Genomic DNA, 21,191 nt, shown 5'->3' on the forward strand with positions numbered 1-21,191 from the left:
CTAGAAGGTTATTCTCCTTCGTGGCCACCTATTCTTTGTTTTATTAAATACATTTATGTATCAATAGTATTAAATACTACTTATTTTTCTTTTCTACTTGCTAAAAAACTGATTCAAAAAAAATTTTCTCAAACCACTTGACAATTAGAAAAAGAACAGGCATAATAGTTAAAGTGCAGGTCAAGGGACTGTAGTTCAATTGGTTAGAGCACCGCCCTGTCACGGCGGAAGTTGCGGGTTCGAGCCCCGTCAGTCCCGTTAAATCGAAACATACCAGTGATATTGGTAGAAGATGTAACTTACACCATTTTTCTAGCAGATGTGACACAAACATAATCTATGGTAAAATGGGTGGAGACTTACTTTGATTTTACTGTAATTTGAGATGAAAGAGAATCCGATTCGTTCTCTGGGATTGAGCTAGTTGAATCAATCGTGAGCAAGATGCCCGACTTCTTTGTTTAATCCTGTGAGTAAATTATGATTTATGATTTCTGTGCAGAAGTCGGACATCTGAATGCTACCATGGTATGCTGAATCCTCACTAATTATCGGCTAATTGCATTCAGATCCCAAGTATATAACCCAATTTGGTTGGGAATTCTCACAAATCGGCCTGTACGATGTCCCCTAGATAGTTCATTGAGAACCTTATTTTTCACCTCTCTGACTTCCTCTGCATCCAGATTTCCATAAATACCATTGAGTATTTCATTGACATTGAAAATTCGCCCCGCATTTTTTTCTAGAAATAGTGTCAGAGCATCAATTAAAAATTGACCATCAAATTGAGCCAACATCGGTACTATTTTCGTCTGGGGTTTGGCAAGGTTTTTGTTAGTTTTCGTAGATTTAATGCTCCTAGATATTCCTTTGGCATAAATCGGACCTAGTGAATTTAAATCTAGGGTATAACAACCAGGTTCATTAGGAATACCTGACCAATAACCACTTTCCCTTCCTTGAGTTAGAGATGATTGAACTCTACCTTTAACCACCTTGAAAATAGTAGACTCTAAATCACCATAAAGCGATCGCACAATAAAATCTATGTGACACACAGTTCCAACATATTCTCGCATCAGTTTTTTCAGTGCTTCCATGCGAGTCATATTTCCATAGTGAGGAAGCATGGGAACTTCTTCACCTTTTCCCACATAGTGACGACGCTCAAAAGAAAAATTATCCGAGTCCCTCACTTGTCCAAGGGAATGATCTGTTTTTAAAGAGTCTAAGGAAATTTCCGACTCTAGAGACTCCAAGCATTCGACATCAGAAGTCTGATGAGAAGAAAGCAATAACAGTGAATCATCCTTAATAGACTCAATTGGTTGATTACCATTGTTATAGGACCAAGTAGACAACAAAGATTCTACATGATCTAATTGCGATCGCGCCTCTATAAACAGACGTTGGTACTTTTGTACAAGACTCTGATAGTAATCTCGTAATTCCAACAATGGCGTAATAAATATATCAGGTGGTTGTAATTGTCCTGGAGAATTCATAGCAATTCACTCAATCTAAATTTGTATCGCTGCTGTAGGTCATGGGGCGCGGTTTACTCGGTTCAGATACCTGGACTGATTTTTTCGGCGGTTGGGGAGGACGACAACTTTCGCAATATAAAGGACGTGTTCCGAAAGTTTCCCTCTTTGTAGCCTGATTACATTCTTTACAAACAAAGTTAAAAACTCGTGTATGAATCACTCTTTTGTGCGCTCTAACCGTATACTCTCTAACATCAACTACTTTTGTTGCCATAATTAGTAATTACCAATCCAAATCCTCTTTATAAAGCTATTCAAGCAAATAAAACTGTATCAGTGTGTGTTTTTATAGAAGTTTGCCAAAAAATTAGTCAATCCTATCCAAACAGGAACACAAACTACAATTTCTGATATATTAACAGCGAGTGAGATATATTTACTCATCTTGCACCTAACAATATAAAAAACAATATAAAAAATAATCTAGCATTAACTGGTTGCATTCATTCATAACTAGTAGGTGCAAGAGTGCTTTGTAGCATCTATCCTAAGAATTAGTTATAGAATTAAAAGCATACTTTCAGACATACTTTTTTAAAGTATCTCCGATCATCCCTACAAAAAAATTGAAGGATGAAAGGATCATAAAACCCTTTCACCCTTCCTAATTTAACCTACCTTGAGGCAATTAGCCAAGACGAACCTTCACAGCCTTTTGTCGTTCTGATTCGGCTTTAGGAATGGTAAGACGGAGAATACCATCTTTGTATTCCGCTCCCACCCTTTCATTGTCCACGACAGCGGGCAAAGCGATTACCCGTTTGAACTTGCCATAACGAAATTCTGAGCGAGTCATACCGCCCTCTTCCGTTGTAGTTTCTGACTTACGCTCACCGCTAATAGAAACCGACTCAGGAGCGACCTCGACATTAAGATCCTTAGGGTCAACACCTGGTATTTCTATTTTCAACCTCAAATCGCCATCAGTTTCCGCAATCTCAGCCGCAGGAATGAAAGTTAATCCTACCCTTTCACCCCCGTCCGTTGGCAATAATTGTTCAAACAAGCGATTCATTTGCCGCTGAAGAGCGCCCATTTCAGGGAATGGGTCCCAGCGTTCTATTTCCCGTAACGGATCCCAACGTACAAGTGTCATAGCTATCTCCTTAAAACTCACTATTTGACTTCTTGACTTGGTGAGACTGAATTTTAAGCTCTTGACTTGGTAAACAATAATATTACTGGCAAAACTTCTAACCTTTAACTTCCAAAAAGCCTAAGCTTTAGCCTCCCAACTAAATAGTAACACTGGAAAATAAATTGATTACAGTTCGGTTTTATAGATATTGTTATCGTAATTACCGTACTATTTAAATAGTAACTCTAAATTCGGGATCTAAAAAATAAATATAGGAATTTTCGCTATTTTTTTTGGACAAAAATATCTTAGATATGTGACTGTAAACATTGAATCACACTATTAAGTAAAGTAGTTTTAGCTGTATTGATAAAAAAGTGATCACCATCCATCATTTGTAATGAAAAATCAGCAGTAGTTTGTTCTTGCCATGCCGCAAGGGAATTATAACTAACTTCTCGGTCTTGTAAACCTCCAAAGGTATCAATAGCACAATCTAAAGCTGGTTGAGGATCGTAAATATAGGATTCCATTATGGCAAAATCAGCGCGAATAATAGGCATAAAAAGCTGCATGAGTTCGGAATTTTCTAGGACTTCATTGGGAGTCCCATTTAACCGATATATTTCCGCTAAAAAATCCGCATCTGATAATTTAGAAATCGGTGGTTTTTTCCATGGTAATTGCGGAGCGTGACGGGCAGCAACAAAAAGATGTAAAGGTTGAAAATTATATTCAGAACGTAGTAACCTGATTAACTCAAAACTAATTAATGCACCCATACTGTAACCGAAAAAAGCAGAAGGTTTGTCTAAATAGGGGATGATATTGGTGGCTATTTCTCGCACTAAAGGTTGAATTTCTGTGTATGGAGGTGATTTAATTTGTCTTCCTCTACCAGGAATTTCTATAGGACATAATTCAATAGTTTTCGGTAAATCATCAGTCCAGGTACGAAAAACCGTCGCACTACCACCAGCATAGGGTAGACAAAATAGGCGTAATTTGGCTTGGAGATTGGGTTTAGGGCAAGTTATCCACGAGGTAAATTTGATTTTGGTAGTCATTATCGGGGTTTATGTGGGGCAATGGTAGTAGTTGATTATTATTTAATCTCAAAGTTATCTGTTTTGATGATGAAAATTAAATAACGAACCACAGAGGACACACAGGACACGGAGGTTAGGAGGGAATGAGAGTTTAGAAGCTTTTCTGCGTAAGTCTTACTCAAAATCTTCTCAGACTCTCAGGGGAAATAATGTTAATTTTATTAACATTATTTATGAGAATAATTAACTTTATTAAGGTAAATACTTAAGTAACTTAGTGATGACAATAACATAAATTTTGGAGACACTTGTTTTGTCAGAACAAAAAGCGGTGAATATTACTGAATACTACTATAGTTCACCAAGACTCTTTGTCTCAAACTCCAGAGAAGGTACAAGGTAAACAGAGAAAACGAAACTATGAATAAACAATTGATCAAAAGAATCTCTCTTTCATTACTTTCTGTGTTGGTGACATTTTTAATTACATTTAGTCATGCTCGTGCACAGGAAGTAAAGTTTTATTGGGACTATATCAATGTTAATATTGATGTGCAAAATAACGGCGATATGTTAGTCACTGAAACACAAAAATATGTGTTTAAATCAGATTATCCTAATCAACGATATCGCTATATTCCTTTGGATAAAGTTGATGAAATTAAGGATGTAACGGTTCAAGAAAATAATCAAATTATTCCTAGTGAAACCGGAATTGAAAATAATCAATTTTGGATTCGTTGGCAACATCAATTAAAACCACCAGAAACACATACTTTTGTTTTGAAATATCGTGTAGTTGGCGGACTGCATATTAATAATAAGAATACTCAAGTTTACTGGAAAGCCATTTTCGCTGACCGTAAAGCCCCAATTAAAGCAGCAACAGTTCGGGTACAATTACCAGAAGCTTTATCAGGTAAAGTCCAAGATTTTCAAAATTTTGGTATACCAGCTACAAGCCGTCAACTAAATCCGAAAACATTTGAATTTGTAGCAAATCAGGCTATTCCACCGCAACAAGAGTTAGAAATTCAAATTACATTCAAGAGTGAAATTCTCAATATTCCTCAAGCTAATTGGCAAAATAGTGGCTTTTTTGACCTTGAAAAAGTTTTTAATTAGTACAAGTTAACAGTCAAGATGCAAAAGCCTATCATAACCGAGGTTTTGCCCGGAGTAAATTGGCAAGCGTATATATACACTTTGATTTTAATGAGGCAGAAGCTTACGTCTACCAGAGTGTTACCCGCATACTATCAGGAGATTTAAAAGGGGCAATTGAAGATTGTAACCAAGCCATTCGTCTTAATCCTAACTACGCACTAGCTTATAATAATCGAGGTTTTGCCCGCATACTATCAGGAGATTTAAAAGAGGCGATTGAAGATTTTACCCAAGCCTTGCGTATTGATCCTAGTCTTGCAATAACTCACAATAACAGAGGTTTTGCCCGTTTTAAAATAGGAGATTTAAAAGGAGCAATTGAAGATTTTACCCAAGCCTTGAGTATTGATCCTAGCCTTGCACTAGCTCAGAATAGCCAAGATTCTAACCCTGGTCAATTGGAAGATGTGAAAGGAACTATTGCCAAGTTACAAAAAGTAGCTAAACTATTTAAAGAAGAAGGAAAAATAGCTGAATATCAATATACTCTTGATTTAATTAAGAAGATAAACATTGAGCAATCAGGATTATATGAAAATGGCCAGCCATTTTTAGAAGTTCAAGCCAGAGAACAAGGAGATAATTACATTAAATTAAAATTTTGTGCTGAAATGGGTGAAAAATTCCAAATCCGGGTTACTCTAAATAATGCAACCATTACAGAAAAGTTTGTCATTTAACCAATAAGGTTTAGTTAAGAAAATTGTTGGTTGGGTTTCATTTTTCAACCCAACCAATTCGCGTAGATGTTGGGTTTCATGTTGTTCAACCCAACCTACATAGACTATTATAAAAAGTTTGTCGATGCTACTAAAACAGTAGCTATTGCTATGGAAAAAAATGGTAATACTAAAATAGGTATTCAACAAGCTTTAAGTCATAATTTTGCTTTTTCAGGTGTGACAGGGACAATCAAATTTTTATCATGGGGCGATCGCATCAGTAAGGTTGTGTTATTTCACATACAATCAGATACTCAAGCACTTACAGGCTATAATTTTGTTCGCAAACAGTATAAACAATTTGGTATAATTAGGTAAAAAATTAATTACCGTCTAGGAAAATTAAAAGTAAATTGTAATTATTTGACTAATGACTAATCAACACCGCATTGGCATTATTTTAGGAACTCGTCCCGAAGCTATTAAACTAGCACCAGTAATTCAAGTTTTTCAAAATTCTCCAGATTTTGAATTGCAGGTAATTCTCACAGGACAACATCGAGAAATGGTTGAACAAGTAATGAAGTTGTTCAAACTCAAAGCTGATTGGAATTTGGAGATTATGCAGCGTCAGCAATCTCTTAGTGAGATTACCTGTCGAAGTTTACAAGGTTTAGAAGCATTATTTCAGGAACAAACTTTAGATTTTGTGATTGTTCAAGGAGATACGACAACTGCTTTTGCTGCAACTTTGGCCGCTTTTTATCAAAAAATTCCTGTTGGTCATGTAGAAGCTGGTTTAAGAAGTGATGATTTATTTAATCCTTTTCCAGAAGAAGCTAATAGAAGATTAATTTCTCAGCTTACACAATTACATTTTGCCCCGACAACTTTAGCGGTGGAAAATTTACAAAGTTCTGGAGTGTTGGGAGAAATTCACCTCACAGGAAATACAGTAATTGACGCTTTGTTAAATGTGGCTGCAACCAAACCAGTTTGTCATATACCGGGTTTAGATTGGCATCAATATCGGACAATTTTAGCAACGGTTCATAGACGGGAAAACTGGGGAGAACCCCTGCAAGATATCGCTGAAAGTTTTTTACAGATTTTAGAGCAATTTCCCGATACAGCTTTATTATTACCATTACATAAAAATCCAATAGTTAGAGAACCATTACAAAAATTGTTGGGGAATCATCCCCGGATTTTCTTGACAGAACCTTTAAATTATGCAGAATTAGTGGGGGCTATTGAGCGATCGCATTTAATCTTAACAGATTCTGGTGGTTTACAAGAAGAAGCCCCCAGCCTGGGTAAACCAGTGTTAGTTCTCAGAGATACCACAGAGAGGCCAGAAGCTGTCACCGCAGGTACAGCCAAACTTGTAGGTACACAAACGGAAAATATTGTCGCAGCCGCTAGTGAACTACTCAGCAACCCAGCCGCTTATACCAAAATGGCCACCGCCATTAATCCCTTTGGCGATGGCCATGCAGCAGAACGCATTTTACAACTTGTCAAAAATTACTTGTCACCGCAGCTAAATACCTAAAGCCCTCCGAGTTTGATAACCAACAACACCATCTACACGCAGTCCGTTACGTCTTTGAAAGTGACGCACTGCATTAATGGTTCTTGAACCGTAAACACCATCAACCCTAATCCCTAAAGCCCTTTGGATTTCTCGCACTCGTTCACCCCTTGTGCCATATCCTACAGTTACCCTACCGCCAACACCGTATCCAGAACGATGTCTACGGGAAGAATAGCCAGGAGTGTTACCAATCCATCTTTCAGCAGCATAGTATCCCCGGTAACGTCCCGAGGAAATTCTCGCAAATCCATTTCTGACATTCCCAGTATCACCAATGTATGAACCATTTTGGACACAAGCTATGGATGAATTATCGGTGCTAGGTCCTGTACGAATATTCATACAACTACCATTAGTCCTGACATATTCTGCCGAAGCAAACTGCATTTGAGCAACTGTAGCTAGTAATATACTCACACCAGCCAAAGTTAACCATGCAGAAGATTTAAAAAACTGTCGCCAATTCAATACCTGCGCCAATTTAGGTAAATTTAATGGCAAATTTCCATTTGTTTCTTCATCTTCTATATACATATAGGAATAAGCCAAATATTCCATGATCATCTGCTCCTTTATGTGAAGTTTTACGATACTTTTGTTTAGATTTAATCTTCATTGATTTTATAATTCTTTGCTGAAACAGATTGGCTGCTATATTCCGCCATTTGAACTGTCACATCAGGTATTTGTAATGAAATCATCAATTACATAAAGTCATTAGTAGTTTTAGTTGCCCACACCATTAGCAGTGAGAAAATTATCGGCACGAATTGGATTACCATTACGCCAAATTTCTATTTTTTCTGGGCTAATTAAGTAGGAAAAAGTGCCATTATCTGCTCTATATCTGTTATTATTAACTTTCCAAGCTCGGATTTTCAAAAGTTGATTTGGTGCTTGTTTTAATTTCCCCAAATAAAATAACTGATTATTTTCCTCACAAACTTTGATACTCGCTGTTGCTGTCTCTCCAGTTATAACTGGAGTCCCATTACATTCAGTATTATTACTAATAGGTAAAACGGGCTTTGGGGTCAGTGAAATCGGTTCATTTATCAGTGTTTTTACCATAGTGATTGACGGTAATAAACTAATAGGATTACTAGCTAAACGACCATCGGGGTAAAATTCAAAATGCAGATGAGGGGCAGTGCTATTGCCTGTTGAACCCATTTCAGCAATAATTTGACCTTGTTTGACCTGTTGACCTTTACTAACCAGTAGCCGGCTATTGTGTCCATAAACCGTCACACTACCATGAAGATGTTTAATTTCTAAAAAATTGCCTAATCCCCAATTATCCCAACCAGCTTTTACCACCGTACCAGCAGCAGCAGCCAAAATCGGTGTACCTTTTGCTCCCGCAATATCAATTCCTTCATGTTCATATTTACGAAAACCTTGAGAAATAATTCCTTGGGTCGGCCAAATCAAGCTAGTATCAGGTGCGGGTGCGGGGTTAATTAGAGAAACTGTCTGAGTCAAGGCCGGGGAAACCCTATTTAACACCAAACAGCAGGATATTAAACCTATTAAAATATAATTGCAAAAGCGGTAAATATTAACTTTTTTCATCAGTTTCTAGCCTAGTAATTGCTATAGCAGCGAAAAGGAAGTCAGAGCCGACTGTTGTAAATGAAAAAATGCTATAGTTGTTTCCTAGTTCAATCTCAAATCTGTCACATCAGGACAATTATTACAATTATTTGGTTAAATTTACAACTTATGCAACAGGGTGAAAATAAATGACCATTCCCTAGTCCCATAAACTAGGAATTTTTTCTATCATTAATTTACATTTCTTCCGATTATACGGTAGTTTCCAATATAATGAGGTTTTGTTTGTAGTCAGGGCTAAAGCCCTGATCTTATTTCCGTAACGTTTCAAAGAGAGAAACTTTAGTTCTCACTACAATCTAGAATATTATCCCAGTTGCGTAAATCCTGAATTAGTTAAATATTGTATTTTCAACTCCTTTCTTATTTTCTATTTCTATAGGTGGCCGGACACACAAATATATTAAAGCTCCAAATAAAGGCATTGCAAATAACCAAAATAACTGATTATTTTCCCACCCCCGTCGCATCATATCATCTCCTAATAACGTTGGAAATAATAAACTCAACATGATAAAGTCTAAACTCATGACATGAATAAACCTGTTATTTTGCCACTGGTGGAGAAAATCACTCCCATCTCCTTGTAAACTAAAGGTAAATAAAACCGTTGCAACCAACGTTAATAAAATTTCCAAAATCCGGGAATCTAGTATTTTCAAAAATGAATTTTTTTCACCTATAAACTTTTGATTAGGTTCTCTTAAAGCCAAGTTAGGAAATAAATCCTAGCCATAATAGACCAAAAGTGATTTTTCTCATCATGATTGAAATATAAAACTTTGAAAAAGCAAAAGCATTTAAAAATAGCTAAAGTCACCAAAAAACCAGTTCCCTATTCCCTTGTGATCATGGCAATTTTTCAGGTCAATTTCCTGGAAATTAACTAACTAAAAGCCTCTGAGAGATAATCTGCTGCTGCTGCGACCACAGCGATCGCACTTTCATAGTCTAACCTAGTTGGACCCAAAACCCCCACACTTCCCACCGGCACAGAACCCCGACGATAAATAGCAGAAATCAAAGTACAAGTGCGAATAGGTTTGAGAGGATTTTCTGCACCAATTCTTACCGTTACCTTCGATTTACTAGTATCATCTATTTCCGGCTCTTCACAAATTAAATGCCAAAGTTGGTCTTGTTCCTCTTCCAACAATTGCATAATTGTTTGCACCTGTTGTACTTGAGAAAATTCTGGTTGTCGTAAAACCTCTCCGATACCTTTTACCATAATTTGTGTAGCTGTGGGTGCAAGAGCGCGATTAGTTAATTCTACCAGAGAACTTTTCAATAATTCGCCATAAACTCGAAATTCTTGATCCAATTCATTCCAATCAAGATAGCCTATTTCTAATAAACTTTGTCCTCGTAAGTGACTATTTAAAAAATTAGAAACAATCTGCAATTGATGGTCAATTACTTCCTCATTCAGTTTAATTACTGATGATTCTGAAAATAAATCCATTACCTTAGAATGGGTTTCATAACTATCAGTAACCACAATCAACATAATCTTACTAGCTTCAATTTGCACCAATTGTAAATGGCGTAACTTTGCTATTGTAGTTTGCGGCATTGTAATTAAGCTAATACAACCGCTTAATGTTGCTAAAATTTGTCCCGCACCTTGTAGCAAAGCTTCTAAACTCCAATCTTCCCAGTGTAGACGTTTTTGCAATACCGCTTCTACTTCTTTCACTAAGGTCTCTGATGGTACAATTAATTGATCCACATAAATCCGATAACCAGAATCAGAAGGAATTCTCCCCGCAGAGGTATGCGGTTGATAAAGTAACCCTGATTTTTCTAAGCCCCCCATGACATTGCGAATAGTAGCCGAGCTAACACCTAAATCAAAACCATCAATTAGGGCTTTAGATCCTACTGGCTCTGCTGTAGCGATATAATGACGTACAGTGGCCGAAAGTATATTTTGTTGGCGATTAGTCAAATGGACTTGCATAGCTGATATTTTTACTGTAGGCAAATTTTAATCAAAAGTTGAAAAAATGCGTGGTTTGCACCACCAAAACCCCAAAAAAGAATTAATTATTAATTAATATAAGATAGCAAATTATATACACATATTGTCTTCATTAAACACAAAATTTACCTTCCGCATTTATTGGTTGTATTTGTTATCAACACATAGCTGAAAACAGAACATCGGGTAAATTCCCAACTTTTTCAGTAGTATCTCATAGTACCCTAACACAAGCTGTGGTTTTAGTTACAAAATAAATATTAATATTTCTTTGTGAATATACAAACTTATAAACTAGAGGAAGAGAAGGAAAGAATCTTCCCTCTTCCCTCTCCGCTAATATTGCGGAACTGAAGGATCAACTAAAATCGAGTAAGCATCAATACCACCCATAATGTTTTTAACATTTGTAAATCCTTGATCAACTAACCATTGACACATCTGAGCGGAGCGTATACCATGATGGCAAAGAACTAGAGTTTCAATATGCGGATTAAAGCGAGTAGATATTTGTTGACTCCACTGCTTATATTCACTCAAAGGAAGATTGACAAATCCCTCTATTCGTGATATTGCCAGTTCTTGGGGTTCACGCACATCTATTAACTGAATCGTGCCTTCATCCGCACTAAGGCATTGTGCTATGTATTCAACACTAATTTGAGTAAAGGGTTGAGCAAATGATTTATCCGTCATGCAGTTTCTCTAAAAAATCCTATACTATTTATGTTGGCAGAAAAAACTGGAAAATATAACTAGTGTGAATAATAATCTAAATAATAAACCCTCACCTTTAAATTTCCTTGTAGTTGCTTTCGTAACGCTATTAATAGTTAGTCTTGCGGTATTTTACTGGCTTTTCGGCAAAAATTACCCCAGCTTTGTAGTTCCTAATTCTCAACCCAGAGCGGCCATATTCGTCCCCAAATTCTCACCAGCAATGGTTTCATTATTGGTAAATCCCGACGCTTTACAGAAAATAGCACAAAAAAGGGAATTGTCTCAAATCAAAAATAGCCTATTAGCCAAAAGTAATATAGATTACCAAGATGATATTCAACCCTGGCTGAATAATGAAATTACCCTAGCTGTCACAACCCTAGATATAGACCGCGACCCAGACAACGGACTACAAACAGGGTATTTAATGGCACTTGCAACCAAAAACCCAGTAAAAAGCCGCGAATTTTTAGAATTATTATTTTCTAAACGAGCTTTTGCAGGAAATAATTTAGAGGTCGAACGATATAAAGGTGTCAAAGTTATTTATGATCATCAAGAATATTCACCGTCCCAAATATCAAATAGTTTAGCTGGTGCAATTGTTAATAATTTTGTTTTATTTGCAAATCATTCCCAAGTCATCAAAGCAGCAATTAATAATTTACAAGCACCAGATTTAAACTTAGTTAGTTCTCTTGAATATCAAAAAGCTAGTCAACAAATACCCAAAAATTCTCTAGCTGTCACCTTCTTTAATTTACCCGAAATTAGTAAATGGCAGAAATTAGAATTAGCGGAGTCAACTTATCATAGCCAAATTCTATCTTTAGCCTTAAATTCTCAAGGATTGTTAGCAGAAAGTACCTTTTTAACAAACTCCCAAATTGTACCTCCATCTTTGCCATTATCTCAACCTGTACAAGCATTACAGTATATTCCCGAATCAACAACTTTGGCAATTTCTGGAGCGAACTTGAGTAATTTAGGTAATAGTGATTTAGCAAAACTGTGGAAACAAGGAACAGCGACTATTTACGGTTCTAGTGAAGATGGTATTTCTAGACTAATACAACCTTTGATAAAAATCCAGCAAAACTTGAATTTAAACTTTAGTCAAGATATTTTCAGTTGGGTAACAGGAGAATACGCTTTAGCTTTATTAACCAATTCCGAAAATGCAATTGCTAATTGGGTATTTATAGTCGAAAAAACGCCGCAATTAGCAGCAGGTATAGCGCATTTAGATAATATTGCTAGTAGCAGTGGTTTTAATGTTATTTCCCTGACCTTAAATGGACAGAAAGTATCAGCTTGGACACGAATTATAACCACAAACCAGAATAATAAATCTATCAATGTGGACACGAAAGTCAAAGGAGTACATACAACTTTAAATAATTACGAGATTTTCACTTCCGACTTAAACATACTAAAGGCAATTTTGAGTCAAAAGCAAAGATCTTTACTAGAAAATCCCAAATTTAAAAATAGTCTTGGTGTAATTCCTCAGCCAAATCAAGGATATATTTACTTAGACTGGGAAACTGGTCAAAATCTTCTTAAACGTCAAATACCTGTACTTAAATTCGTGGAATTACTAGACAAACCACTAGTTGATAATTTGCAATCACTTACATTCAGCAGTTATCATACTCAGCCAGAAATACTCACAGGTGGGGTACTTCTAAAACTAAACTAGAGAATTAAATCCTAAATAACCTGCATAATATGAGAAGCTGCACAGAATCATAAAATTGATAAACTCATCTATCCTCATCTGCGTTTATCTGCGTTTATCTGCGTTTAATGATTCATGATCTCAGTTATTCTGAAATAACCACCCCATTTTCCATTTCTATTACCAAATCACGATACTATGGGAGAATAGCTTGTTGTGCTATCTAAGGGTACTATTTTCATGTTCTCTAGACTCCGTGCCGATTTTCGTATTATCTTTGAACGTGACCCCGCAGCCAGGAATTGGTTGGAGGTTTTATTCTGCTATCCTGGTTTGCAAGCCTTAATTTTCCACCGCTTTGCACACGGGTTGCGTGGTATTGGTATTCCTTTTTTTCCGCGCTTAATTTCTCATGTCGCTCGGTTTCTAACTGGTATTGAAATTCACCCAGGGGCTGTAATTGGTCAAGGTGTATTTATTGACCACGGAATGGGAGTAGTGATTGGAGAAACAGCTATTGTTGGTAATTACGCACTGATTTACCAAGGTGTTACTCTGGGAGGAACAGGTAAACAAAGCGGTAAACGTCACCCGACATTAGGTGAAAATGTCGTGGTTGGCGCTGGAGCAAAAGTTTTAGGAAACATCGAAATTGGTGATCATGTCCGTATTGGTGCTGGTTCAGTGGTGTTAAGAAATGTACCATCTAATTGCACAGTGGTCGGTGTACCAGGACGCATTATTTACCGTTCTGGAGTGCGGGTTGCACCTCTAGAACATAGTAACTTACCTGACTCAGAAGCCCAGGTAATTCGCACTCTAGTAGACCGCATTGAAGCACTAGAAGCACAAATTCAATCTCTCCAAAATCCCGCAAAAACCCCCATTTTAATTGGTAAATTCCCCCAAGAAGATGAGTTACGAAAAGAACACAATTTCTGTAATCTTCGAGATAAACAGATTCAGGAATTTTTTGATGGTGCGGGAATCTAAAAATACTGAAACCAGGATCTTACCAGCATCTTAAAATGATAGATAAAATTACGGGTTTATTGCTTCAGTTAACCATTCCTGGTTTTCATTGCGGTGGTAAACCCATCTATTTTGCGGTTCACCTCTCAATTCTAAATGATCTACCTGTATCGCTGCAAGTAATAATAAACAAAAATTTTCTACTGGTTCTATAGGGTTTGGTGCTGGTGGTGTAAAGGCTGTTGCTGTTGTTATTCTCATTTTACCAGGATGTGGCCAACAAAATTGCAGTCTTGCGGCATCACTCAATTCTTGCCACATTTTAATTCTCGCTGGTTGTAAATTGGTGTGAGAATCATCACTTATTAATGTTAATTCCCCAGTAATACGAAATTGTTCCCTGGTTTTAGGAAAATACCAGCAAACTTCCGCTACAGGTTGTTTTGATATTTGTTCGGCTTTTGCACTACGAATATCGGTAATGAATTTTAAGTCGTTAGTATCTTCTAGAAAACCACGAAAAACGACAGTACGATTTGCAGGAAAACCATTTTCTTTTATTGTTGCTAGTTGTACATAACGAGAATAAGCAAGGCTACGGTTATGATGTAAAGCGCGAGTAATCAGACTTCTCCAGGGTGCTAGTGACATTTTGTAATTTATTTTTTAATTTATACGTTAGTTAAAACTATTATATACATATTGTAAAATTGTAAATATTTAAATTTTTTATTGTACAGTAAATTTTCAGTAAATACAATAAATAATTTATCTAAATTGTTATTTACATACTATTTTTACAATTAGAATATTTTTAATTACTAAATAAATATTATTAATAATAATTTTTATAATTAAATATAACTTAAAATTTAATTACATTTTATCAGATATTATAACAATAATAAAGTTTTACTATAAATAAATTCCTATTTAAAATCAAATTTAACTTGATATCAAAATATATTTAAAAGATTAAAATCATGAATTACAAGATGACAATCATGAAAAATATAAATTTATTCAAATATTAAAAGATTAAGATCATGAACTAAAAGATGACAATCATGAAAAATATAAATTTATTAAAGAATTAAAGGATAAGGTGAAAATTTATCAGTTGAAGGCTGATGTATACTTATCTAAGTGTAGTATTATATGCACCAATAGAGCATATAAAAATTACTAAATTACATAAATAATCTAGTATGAGAAAAAAAGTAGGTGAAATTTTGAAAATTGACAACTATAGACTACATTTAGGGTTTTCTACCGAAAGGAAGATACAGTTACAATTGACACAAACATGATTTTAACAATCTTTGCTTATATAACTACTTGACGTTATAGTCTTAATTTGTGAATCAGCAACAAAATCTTATTATGGTCAGGGAACTTGAGCGCAAATATCAGGGTGTATTTCCAGAATCGGCCCCAGCAGCTAATCCGGTGTTTTTTAGAACCTACAGCAGACGCACGGATGCGGGTTTGAGGGAAACCTGGAGTCAGGTGTGCGATCGCACTTTACGCGGTTTAATAGAATTAGGAAAGCTCACCCATGAGGAGGCTGTTATCTTGGATAAGATGCAGCGAAGCATGAAATGTCTCCCTAGCGGGCGCTGGTTGTGGGTTGGTGGCACGAATTGGTTGTCTAAGGCTAAAAACTATTCTGGTGCTTATAACTGCACCTCTACAAACCTTGTGGACTGGGAAGCCTTTGGGTTGATGATGGATTTGGCCATGATGGGCTGTGGTACGGGAGCGGTAATTGAACCACGGTATATTAATCAGCTACCTTCTATCCGTAATCATCTTCATGTCAGTATTCGCGGTGAAGTTGGTAGTACACCCAAGGAACAACGTCGTGAACTTACACAAATCTTTATTGATGGTAACAGTGTTATTATTTACGTCGGAGATAGTCGAGAAGGTTGGGTAAAATCCTACCAAAGTATTTTAGAGCTATCCTCAGATCAGCGTTTTAGCGGTAATATACAAGTAGTTGTAGACATTTCCGATGTACGTCAAGCCGGGGAAACACTTAAAGGTTTTGGCGGTATGGCTAATCCGGTGAAGTTGCCTGGATTGTATCAGCGTTGCGCCTCTATTCTCAATAGGGCAATAGGTAGACAATTAAATTCAGTTGAATGCTGCTTATTAATTGATGAAGCTGCTGTCACTATTGTTGCCGGCAATATTCGGCGCTGTCTTCCTGAAGAGGCATTAGTTCATACAGAATCAGGTTTAGTTCCCATTGCCAAGGTACGTATAGGCGATCGCGTTCTCACCAGCAAGGGTTTCTATCCCGTTACTAACTTCTTTATTCAAGGTGAACAATCTCTCTGCCGGATTCAAACTCAAGATGGCAGCTTTGAATGTACAGCCGATCATAAAGTTGCCGTTTTTACAGATGTGTACGGCAATTATAAAATGGTTAAGGCTCAGGATTTGCAATCAGGCGATCGCTTGATATTCGTGCCACAAACTATACCCGGTACACCTACTGAACTGCCTGAGTTTCGGGGTAAAATCGCCGCTAAGACCAAAAAAATTACTGTTCCTGCCTTAACTCCTGATGTTGCTTACTTTATCGGCTATTTACAGGGTGATGGTTCAGTTAGTTCTGATGGTTTAAGAGTCAGATTCCGCGTTCATGAAAATGACCCCAATATTTTAGACCGTTTAATTGCCGTTGGGAATGAATTTGGTTTAGAAACTCACACCATAAGAACCCCAGAACAATGCCAAACTAAAGCCTACGAGTTACAATTTAACTCAGCAGCTTTAAACCAATATCTGGGATTATTCAAACAACCATTTCAACCATTAAATATCCCTGATTGCATATTATTAGGTACAGCCGACATTCGCCAAGCTTATCTAGCCGGTCTTGCTGATGCTGATGGGTGTCATTCTCAAGGCGTTTTAGTAGCTTCAGTTCACCAGCGATTTTTACAGCAAATTCAAGCACTTTACGCATCCCTGGGAATTACAACCCGGATGTGTAGTTCAATTCGCAAGCGAACAGGCAAATGGGAAGGTGAATTAGTCACAGTTGGTGCAGCGGCATATCAATCTGTTGAAAACTGCTTTGAAAAATATTCCCTGCAATTTTCTAACCAAAAACGTCAAACCCCAAAATCATTTAAAGATCATGGTTTCCCAAAAACTATGGTACGTCCAATTATTAACTCCTATCAATATGGATGGAGTAATAATCAGGAGCAAATGATACTCCCTACTTTGAAAAAATATCTTCCTGAAGCGACTGAATTAGTTCCAGTCAAGGTTTTAGGGGTAGAAATGAATGTACGCACTGCACAAACCTATGATATTGAAGTTGCCAATATTCATGAATTTGTGTGTGAAGGTATTTTAGTTTCTAATAGTGCCGGTATGCGTCAATTTGTTTCTGAAGATGAACAAGGTGCAACTGCAAAAGATAATCTATGGCAACAAGACGCAGAAGGCAATTGGCGTATAGATCCAGAACGCGATTCTTTGCGAATGGCCAACCATAGCCGAGTCTTTCACCGCAAACCAACCTTGGAAGAATCCATTGCTGCTGTACGTAAACAATATTACAGCGGCGAAGGAGCAATTCAATGGGCTGGCGAAGCGGTTGCCAGAACTAATGCTGATTTATTAAATACACCAGAACTGAAAAAAGACTTTTTGCAAGCTTATGAGCAAGGAAAAGCTAAAGAATGGATACAAGAAAGCCGCCCGGATATTGATTCTCAGGAATTAGAACATCGCTTGAGTAGGTACGGATTGAACCCGTGTGGTGAGATTATTGGTAGTGACTTTCATTGCGATCTTGCCGAGGTGCATTTAAACCAACTTGATCCCGATAACTACAGAGAACAAGAGGAAGCTTTTACTGCTGGTGCGCTTTCTGTAGTTGCGCTGTTAAATCACCAATTCCTTGAACCTCGCTATCAATATAGCCGGGAACTTGACCCCATTGTTGGTGTATCTTTTACCGGATTATTTGACTTCTTTGTTCATGCTTTTGGTACAGACTGGTTGCGTTGGTGGGAAGCAGGAAGACCAGAAACTCCCCAAGGACTGATATTTAAACGTGGTGAGCAAAAATATCTTAACTTCTGGAAAGATGTAGTCCATAAAGTAGTATGGGAATATTGCGATCGCCATCAGATAAAACGCCCTAACCGTTGTACTACAGTTCAACCAGCTGGCACTAAATCCCTCTTGACTGGTGCTTCACCTGGTTGGCATCCCCCTAAAGCCCAAAGATTTATTCGTCGCATCACTTTTCGGAAAAATGACCCCGTAGCCCTAGCCTGTCTAGATTATGGCTACAACGTCATTCCCTCCCAATCTGACAAGGACGAAAACGGCAACTTACTTAATGATCCTTTCGATTCTCGGTGTACGGAATGGTTGGTAGAAATACCAGTGGCTGTGTCCTGGGCAGATTTGCCTGGCGCTGGGGAAATAGATGTTTCTCGGTTTTCTGTGTTAGCGCAATTAGATTTTATCATGCAAGTTCAAAACCATTATGTGACACATAACACTTCAGCTACTCTAGAACTTCGTTCTGAAGAAATAGAAGCATTGGGAACACGCATATATGAAGCTATCCAAAATGATGAAGGATATGTTTCTGCTGCATTGTTAGCACGGTTTGATGATATCCAAACCTTTCCCCGTTTACCCTTTGAGCCTATAGATAAGCAAACTTATGAACGTTTATCTAGAGAGGTCAAGATTCGACGCAAGACAGATGACTTCTGTGGTGCTTTAAGCCGCTACGATTTGGGTGAGTTATTAGAATCAGGTCCTAGTGGTTGCGACTCTGATAAATGTATGTTCCCAAGCCAATTAACCACCCCTTAAAATTCCTAACTAGGGGCGAACGTCCGTTCGCCCGTACTGGGCTTAACTCCTCTGAAATGGGCTTTTAGTTCACCCATTTCTGCTCAAACAAACGTATTTTATCAAAGTTAACCCTATTTATGTTCAATAATATAAGTTGAGCTAATCCATTCCCCCTTGTCGCTATAATTACGAATTAACCGTTGACGTTCATTTTCTCTAACTAACCAACCTGCGGCGACAAAAAAGGATTTTCTCAATTGTAGTTGCAGAGGAACATCACTAGAACTGCCATCAGGCAATAACAAAATCTGGCGAGCAATTCCTTCCGTTTCTGAGATAATTTTATTTCCTTCTATCCTAGCTTTTGTAGTTATAATTTGCGATTGGAAAGATAATTTTTGTTCTAAATATCCATCACCTATTTTTTGAATTTCTAAATAAGTGGCATAGGTTTCTGATGGTCTCAAATCCGCATAAACTGTATGAGCTTGTCCTCGCCAATTACCAATCAACTGTTCCACCGTCAATTGCGGTCGTTCATAAGCATCTGTAAAACTGCGAAATTCCCTAATCAGAGTTAAACTAATAAAGTTGCCTTTTTGATCATATAATTGCACTAAACGTAAGCGACGATCATGATCAACAAAACCGTATTCGGCTCCAAATTCAGAAAAAGGCGCTAATTGCAATGTTCCTTTAGAAAAAGCCCCCGTGGCAAAAAAGATATTCTGTCTTCCTAAAGAACGATATTCCTGTTGATAATCCTGAATAGGAGGACTATCATAATTAGCAGAATTAAAACGGCGTAATCTAAACAGTACAACTTGATTATGATCATCTGCTTCCAAATTTAGAATACTAGGAGTAGAATCTAATATTTCACCATCGGCAGATATTTTAGTAAATGAACCACGCCATTCACCTAAATTCTTGAGAAAGTTTTCCCAGTTGTTGGCCATAATTTAATTTTTAATTTTAATTTAGATAGCTTATTTTAATTAAATACGGGCTGGAAATCAAGATTAATTATCCTAGTGAAGTAGGTAAACGGAAAAAAACGACATAAGTAACGAAAACTAAAGTTACCCAAAACCTCTTCCCTGTTCCCTGTTCCCTGTTCCCTGTTCTCTGTTCCCTGTTCATAACGACAATTTTTAACGCCAACCTACTTATTATGTGATTATACAGATCGAAATTCGTCCTCAGTTCATTCTCAATCATTAAAAGCTTTGACTTGATCACCGTACTAGTTGTTTTCTCAGACAGATATGTTAAGATTAATGAAGAATTAATAATTTTTTACAGCAATACTTGGAGAGTGTAATGTTTATTAGTGAATTATCCCCCCTAGTTAAAGAATTTGCCCAGAATCCAGTCTCTTTTATGGGTGGGTTCGTTTCTGGTGTCCTCCGTCTCAACCTGAACGAAGAACCCGTCAAAAGTTGGCTAGATAAAAAATGCTGTTCAAAAAGTTCCAGCAACCCAGGCACAGAAACCCAAAGCAGTAAAGCAAATGCACCTCAACAAATTACAATTGACTAAATCAATTAATTTGTTAGCGGGCTAAATTTAGGGTAATTTAGGCTGATAATGGGTAATGGGTAACTAATCAAAATCTCACCTATTACCTATTTCTTTCTCAGTAAAATAACTGAATTTTGTCAGGAGTATTGATATATCAATCTAGAATATGTTATGAAGAAATCACAGGTTGCTGAATGGCTGTTCATTCAAAAAATTATAAAGAAATAATTAAGAATGCCATTAACGATCGCAGTAATCATTCTCAAGTCAACCATAAGGATCACAATACAATGAAAGTGATAGCTAGAAAATTTTTAAGTTAGCATATCCATGAATTTAGTAGTATATTTAGCCACCGCGTAAGTTGAAGAAGGTAGTTCTTATGTGAAAATAACCAAAAACTTCTTGAACGGGGATATTGCCAGAGAATGGTTTTAATGATATGGTAGATTAAAGTAATGTTTTTGAGAAAAAATCCCCGGCGGATATTAGCCGAGGAAGTTTAGTTATCAGGGTGCATCTACCAATTAAATGTTCTCAGGTGTATAAAGATATTCCGGATAAATTTATTGTTAACAAATTTGATTTGTGTTAATTTCATAAGTTAACTGCCTAGCAGGTTTGAGAAAGAGGGTAAGAATATAAAGAACCCCCATAAGTATTAGCCAACTAGAGAAAGTTAGTTATCAGGGTGCATCTACTTGTTAACTGTTCTAGGGTACTGTATCATGTTCCGGAAAAAAAT

18 protein-coding genes, 1 tRNA gene and 1 pseudogene are annotated in these 21,191 nt (G+C 36.9%); 9 read left to right on the top strand and 11 right to left on the bottom strand.

From position 1 onward, the window contains the following. The first annotated feature begins 184 nt into the window (after positions 1-184). A tRNA-Asp gene (locus ACIR310F_RS0107265) sits at positions 185-258 on the top strand. A gap of 290 nt (positions 259-548) precedes the next feature. Here ACIR310F_RS0107265 and ACIR310F_RS0107270 read toward each other — a convergent pair. From ACIR310F_RS0107270 to ACIR310F_RS0107280, 4 genes are all read right to left on the bottom strand, one after another. Then, positions 549-1,508 carry a hypothetical protein gene (locus ACIR310F_RS0107270; protein ID WP_028083249.1) on the bottom strand — a complete coding sequence of 320 codons (960 nt, stop codon included), beginning with the start codon at positions 1,506-1,508 and terminating at the stop codon, positions 549-551. A gap of 10 nt (positions 1,509-1,518) precedes the next feature. Then, entirely contained in the window at positions 1,519-1,764 is a 246-nt protein-coding gene (locus tag ACIR310F_RS24150; protein WP_071604802.1) for a hypothetical protein, read from the bottom strand. Between the two features lie 414 nt (positions 1,765-2,178). Then, entirely contained in the window at positions 2,179-2,646 is a 468-nt protein-coding gene (locus ACIR310F_RS0107275; RefSeq protein ID WP_028083250.1) for an Hsp20/alpha crystallin family protein, read from the bottom strand. A gap of 290 nt (positions 2,647-2,936) precedes the next feature. Beyond that, positions 2,937-3,695 carry a thioesterase II family protein gene (locus ACIR310F_RS0107280; RefSeq protein WP_028083251.1) on the bottom strand — a complete coding sequence of 253 codons (759 nt, stop codon included), beginning with the start codon at positions 3,693-3,695 and terminating at the stop codon, positions 2,937-2,939. A 402-nt stretch (positions 3,696-4,097) separates the two neighbouring features. Between ACIR310F_RS0107280 and ACIR310F_RS21815 the strand changes: the two genes are divergently transcribed. From ACIR310F_RS21815 to wecB, 4 genes are all read left to right on the top strand, one after another. Further along, the gene (locus tag ACIR310F_RS21815) at positions 4,098-4,802 is read left to right on the top strand and encodes a DUF2207 domain-containing protein (RefSeq protein ID WP_035367745.1); all 705 of its coding nucleotides are present in this window, start codon (positions 4,098-4,100) and stop codon (positions 4,800-4,802) included. Positions 4,803-4,861: 59 nt separating this feature from the next. Beyond that, positions 4,862-5,524: a tetratricopeptide repeat protein gene (locus tag ACIR310F_RS23580; RefSeq protein WP_051289500.1), complete on the top strand. Its 663-nt coding sequence runs from the start codon at positions 4,862-4,864 to the stop codon at positions 5,522-5,524. A 78-nt stretch (positions 5,525-5,602) separates the two neighbouring features. Beyond that, the gene (locus tag ACIR310F_RS0107295; RefSeq protein ID WP_196803181.1) at positions 5,603-5,884 is read left to right on the top strand and encodes a hypothetical protein; all 282 of its coding nucleotides are present in this window, start codon (positions 5,603-5,605) and stop codon (positions 5,882-5,884) included. Positions 5,885-5,936: 52 nt separating this feature from the next. Next, positions 5,937-7,061 (top strand): non-hydrolyzing UDP-N-acetylglucosamine 2-epimerase, encoded by a 1,125-nt coding sequence (gene wecB / locus ACIR310F_RS0107300; RefSeq protein WP_028083253.1) that lies wholly within the window; start codon positions 5,937-5,939, stop codon positions 7,059-7,061. Here wecB and ACIR310F_RS0107305 read toward each other — a convergent pair. The 5 genes and pseudogenes from ACIR310F_RS0107305 to ACIR310F_RS0107325 all read right to left on the bottom strand — a co-directional run bounded on the left by ACIR310F_RS0107305 (position 7,050) and on the right by ACIR310F_RS0107325 (position 11,400). Next, complete coding sequence (locus ACIR310F_RS0107305) at positions 7,050-7,661, bottom strand: peptidoglycan-binding domain-containing protein (protein WP_028083254.1); 612 nt, start codon at positions 7,659-7,661, stop codon at positions 7,050-7,052. The genes wecB and ACIR310F_RS0107305 overlap by 12 nt on opposite strands. A gap of 168 nt (positions 7,662-7,829) precedes the next feature. Further along, positions 7,830-8,678: a M23 family metallopeptidase gene (locus tag ACIR310F_RS0107310; RefSeq protein ID WP_028083255.1), complete on the bottom strand. Its 849-nt coding sequence runs from the start codon at positions 8,676-8,678 to the stop codon at positions 7,830-7,832. 374 nt (positions 8,679-9,052) lie between these two features. Next, positions 9,053-9,445 (bottom strand): annotated as a pseudogene (locus tag ACIR310F_RS21825) (DUF2834 domain-containing protein); the annotation flags it as partial. A 161-nt stretch (positions 9,446-9,606) separates the two neighbouring features. Continuing rightward, on the bottom strand, positions 9,607-10,683 hold the full coding sequence (hrcA, locus tag ACIR310F_RS0107320; protein WP_028083256.1) for a heat-inducible transcriptional repressor HrcA: 1,077 nt from the start codon (positions 10,681-10,683) through the stop codon (positions 9,607-9,609). A gap of 357 nt (positions 10,684-11,040) precedes the next feature. Beyond that, positions 11,041-11,400, bottom strand: a complete 360-nt coding sequence (locus ACIR310F_RS0107325) for a rhodanese-like domain-containing protein (RefSeq protein WP_028083257.1) — start codon at positions 11,398-11,400, stop codon at positions 11,041-11,043. A 64-nt stretch (positions 11,401-11,464) separates the two neighbouring features. On the opposite strand from ACIR310F_RS0107325, the gene ACIR310F_RS0107330 reads away from it, so the two are divergent. Together ACIR310F_RS0107330 and cysE are read left to right on the top strand one after the other, a co-directional pair. Continuing rightward, positions 11,465-13,126, top strand: a complete 1,662-nt coding sequence (locus ACIR310F_RS0107330; protein ID WP_035367747.1) for a DUF3352 domain-containing protein — start codon at positions 11,465-11,467, stop codon at positions 13,124-13,126. A gap of 219 nt (positions 13,127-13,345) precedes the next feature. Next, entirely contained in the window at positions 13,346-14,098 is a 753-nt protein-coding gene (cysE, locus tag ACIR310F_RS0107335) for a serine O-acetyltransferase (protein ID WP_028083259.1), read from the top strand. A 48-nt stretch (positions 14,099-14,146) separates the two neighbouring features. Here the strand turns inward: cysE and ACIR310F_RS0107340 are convergent, their stop codons facing one another. Further along, the gene (locus ACIR310F_RS0107340) at positions 14,147-14,728 is read right to left on the bottom strand and encodes an Npun_F5749 family FMN-dependent PPOX-type flavoprotein (RefSeq protein WP_028083260.1); all 582 of its coding nucleotides are present in this window, start codon (positions 14,726-14,728) and stop codon (positions 14,147-14,149) included. A gap of 732 nt (positions 14,729-15,460) precedes the next feature. Between ACIR310F_RS0107340 and nrdJ the strand changes: the two genes are divergently transcribed. Continuing rightward, positions 15,461-18,940, top strand: a complete 3,480-nt coding sequence (gene nrdJ / locus ACIR310F_RS0107345; RefSeq protein WP_028083261.1) for a ribonucleoside-triphosphate reductase, adenosylcobalamin-dependent — start codon at positions 15,461-15,463, stop codon at positions 18,938-18,940. Between the two features lie 113 nt (positions 18,941-19,053). On the opposite strand, the gene ACIR310F_RS0107350 is transcribed toward nrdJ, so the two are convergent. After that, a complete protein-coding gene (locus ACIR310F_RS0107350) occupies positions 19,054-19,881 on the bottom strand; it encodes a DUF3598 family protein (protein ID WP_028083262.1) in 828 nt (275 codons plus the stop codon). Positions 19,882-20,245: 364 nt separating this feature from the next. Between ACIR310F_RS0107350 and ACIR310F_RS0107360 the strand changes: the two genes are divergently transcribed. After that, positions 20,246-20,464, top strand: a complete 219-nt coding sequence (locus ACIR310F_RS0107360; protein WP_028083264.1) for a hypothetical protein — start codon at positions 20,246-20,248, stop codon at positions 20,462-20,464. Positions 20,465-21,191 lie beyond the last annotated feature (727 nt).

It is taken from the genome of Dolichospermum circinale AWQC310F (genome assembly GCF_000426925.1).
GTDB classification, from domain to species: Bacteria; Cyanobacteriota; Cyanobacteriia; order Cyanobacteriales; family Nostocaceae; genus Dolichospermum; species Dolichospermum circinale.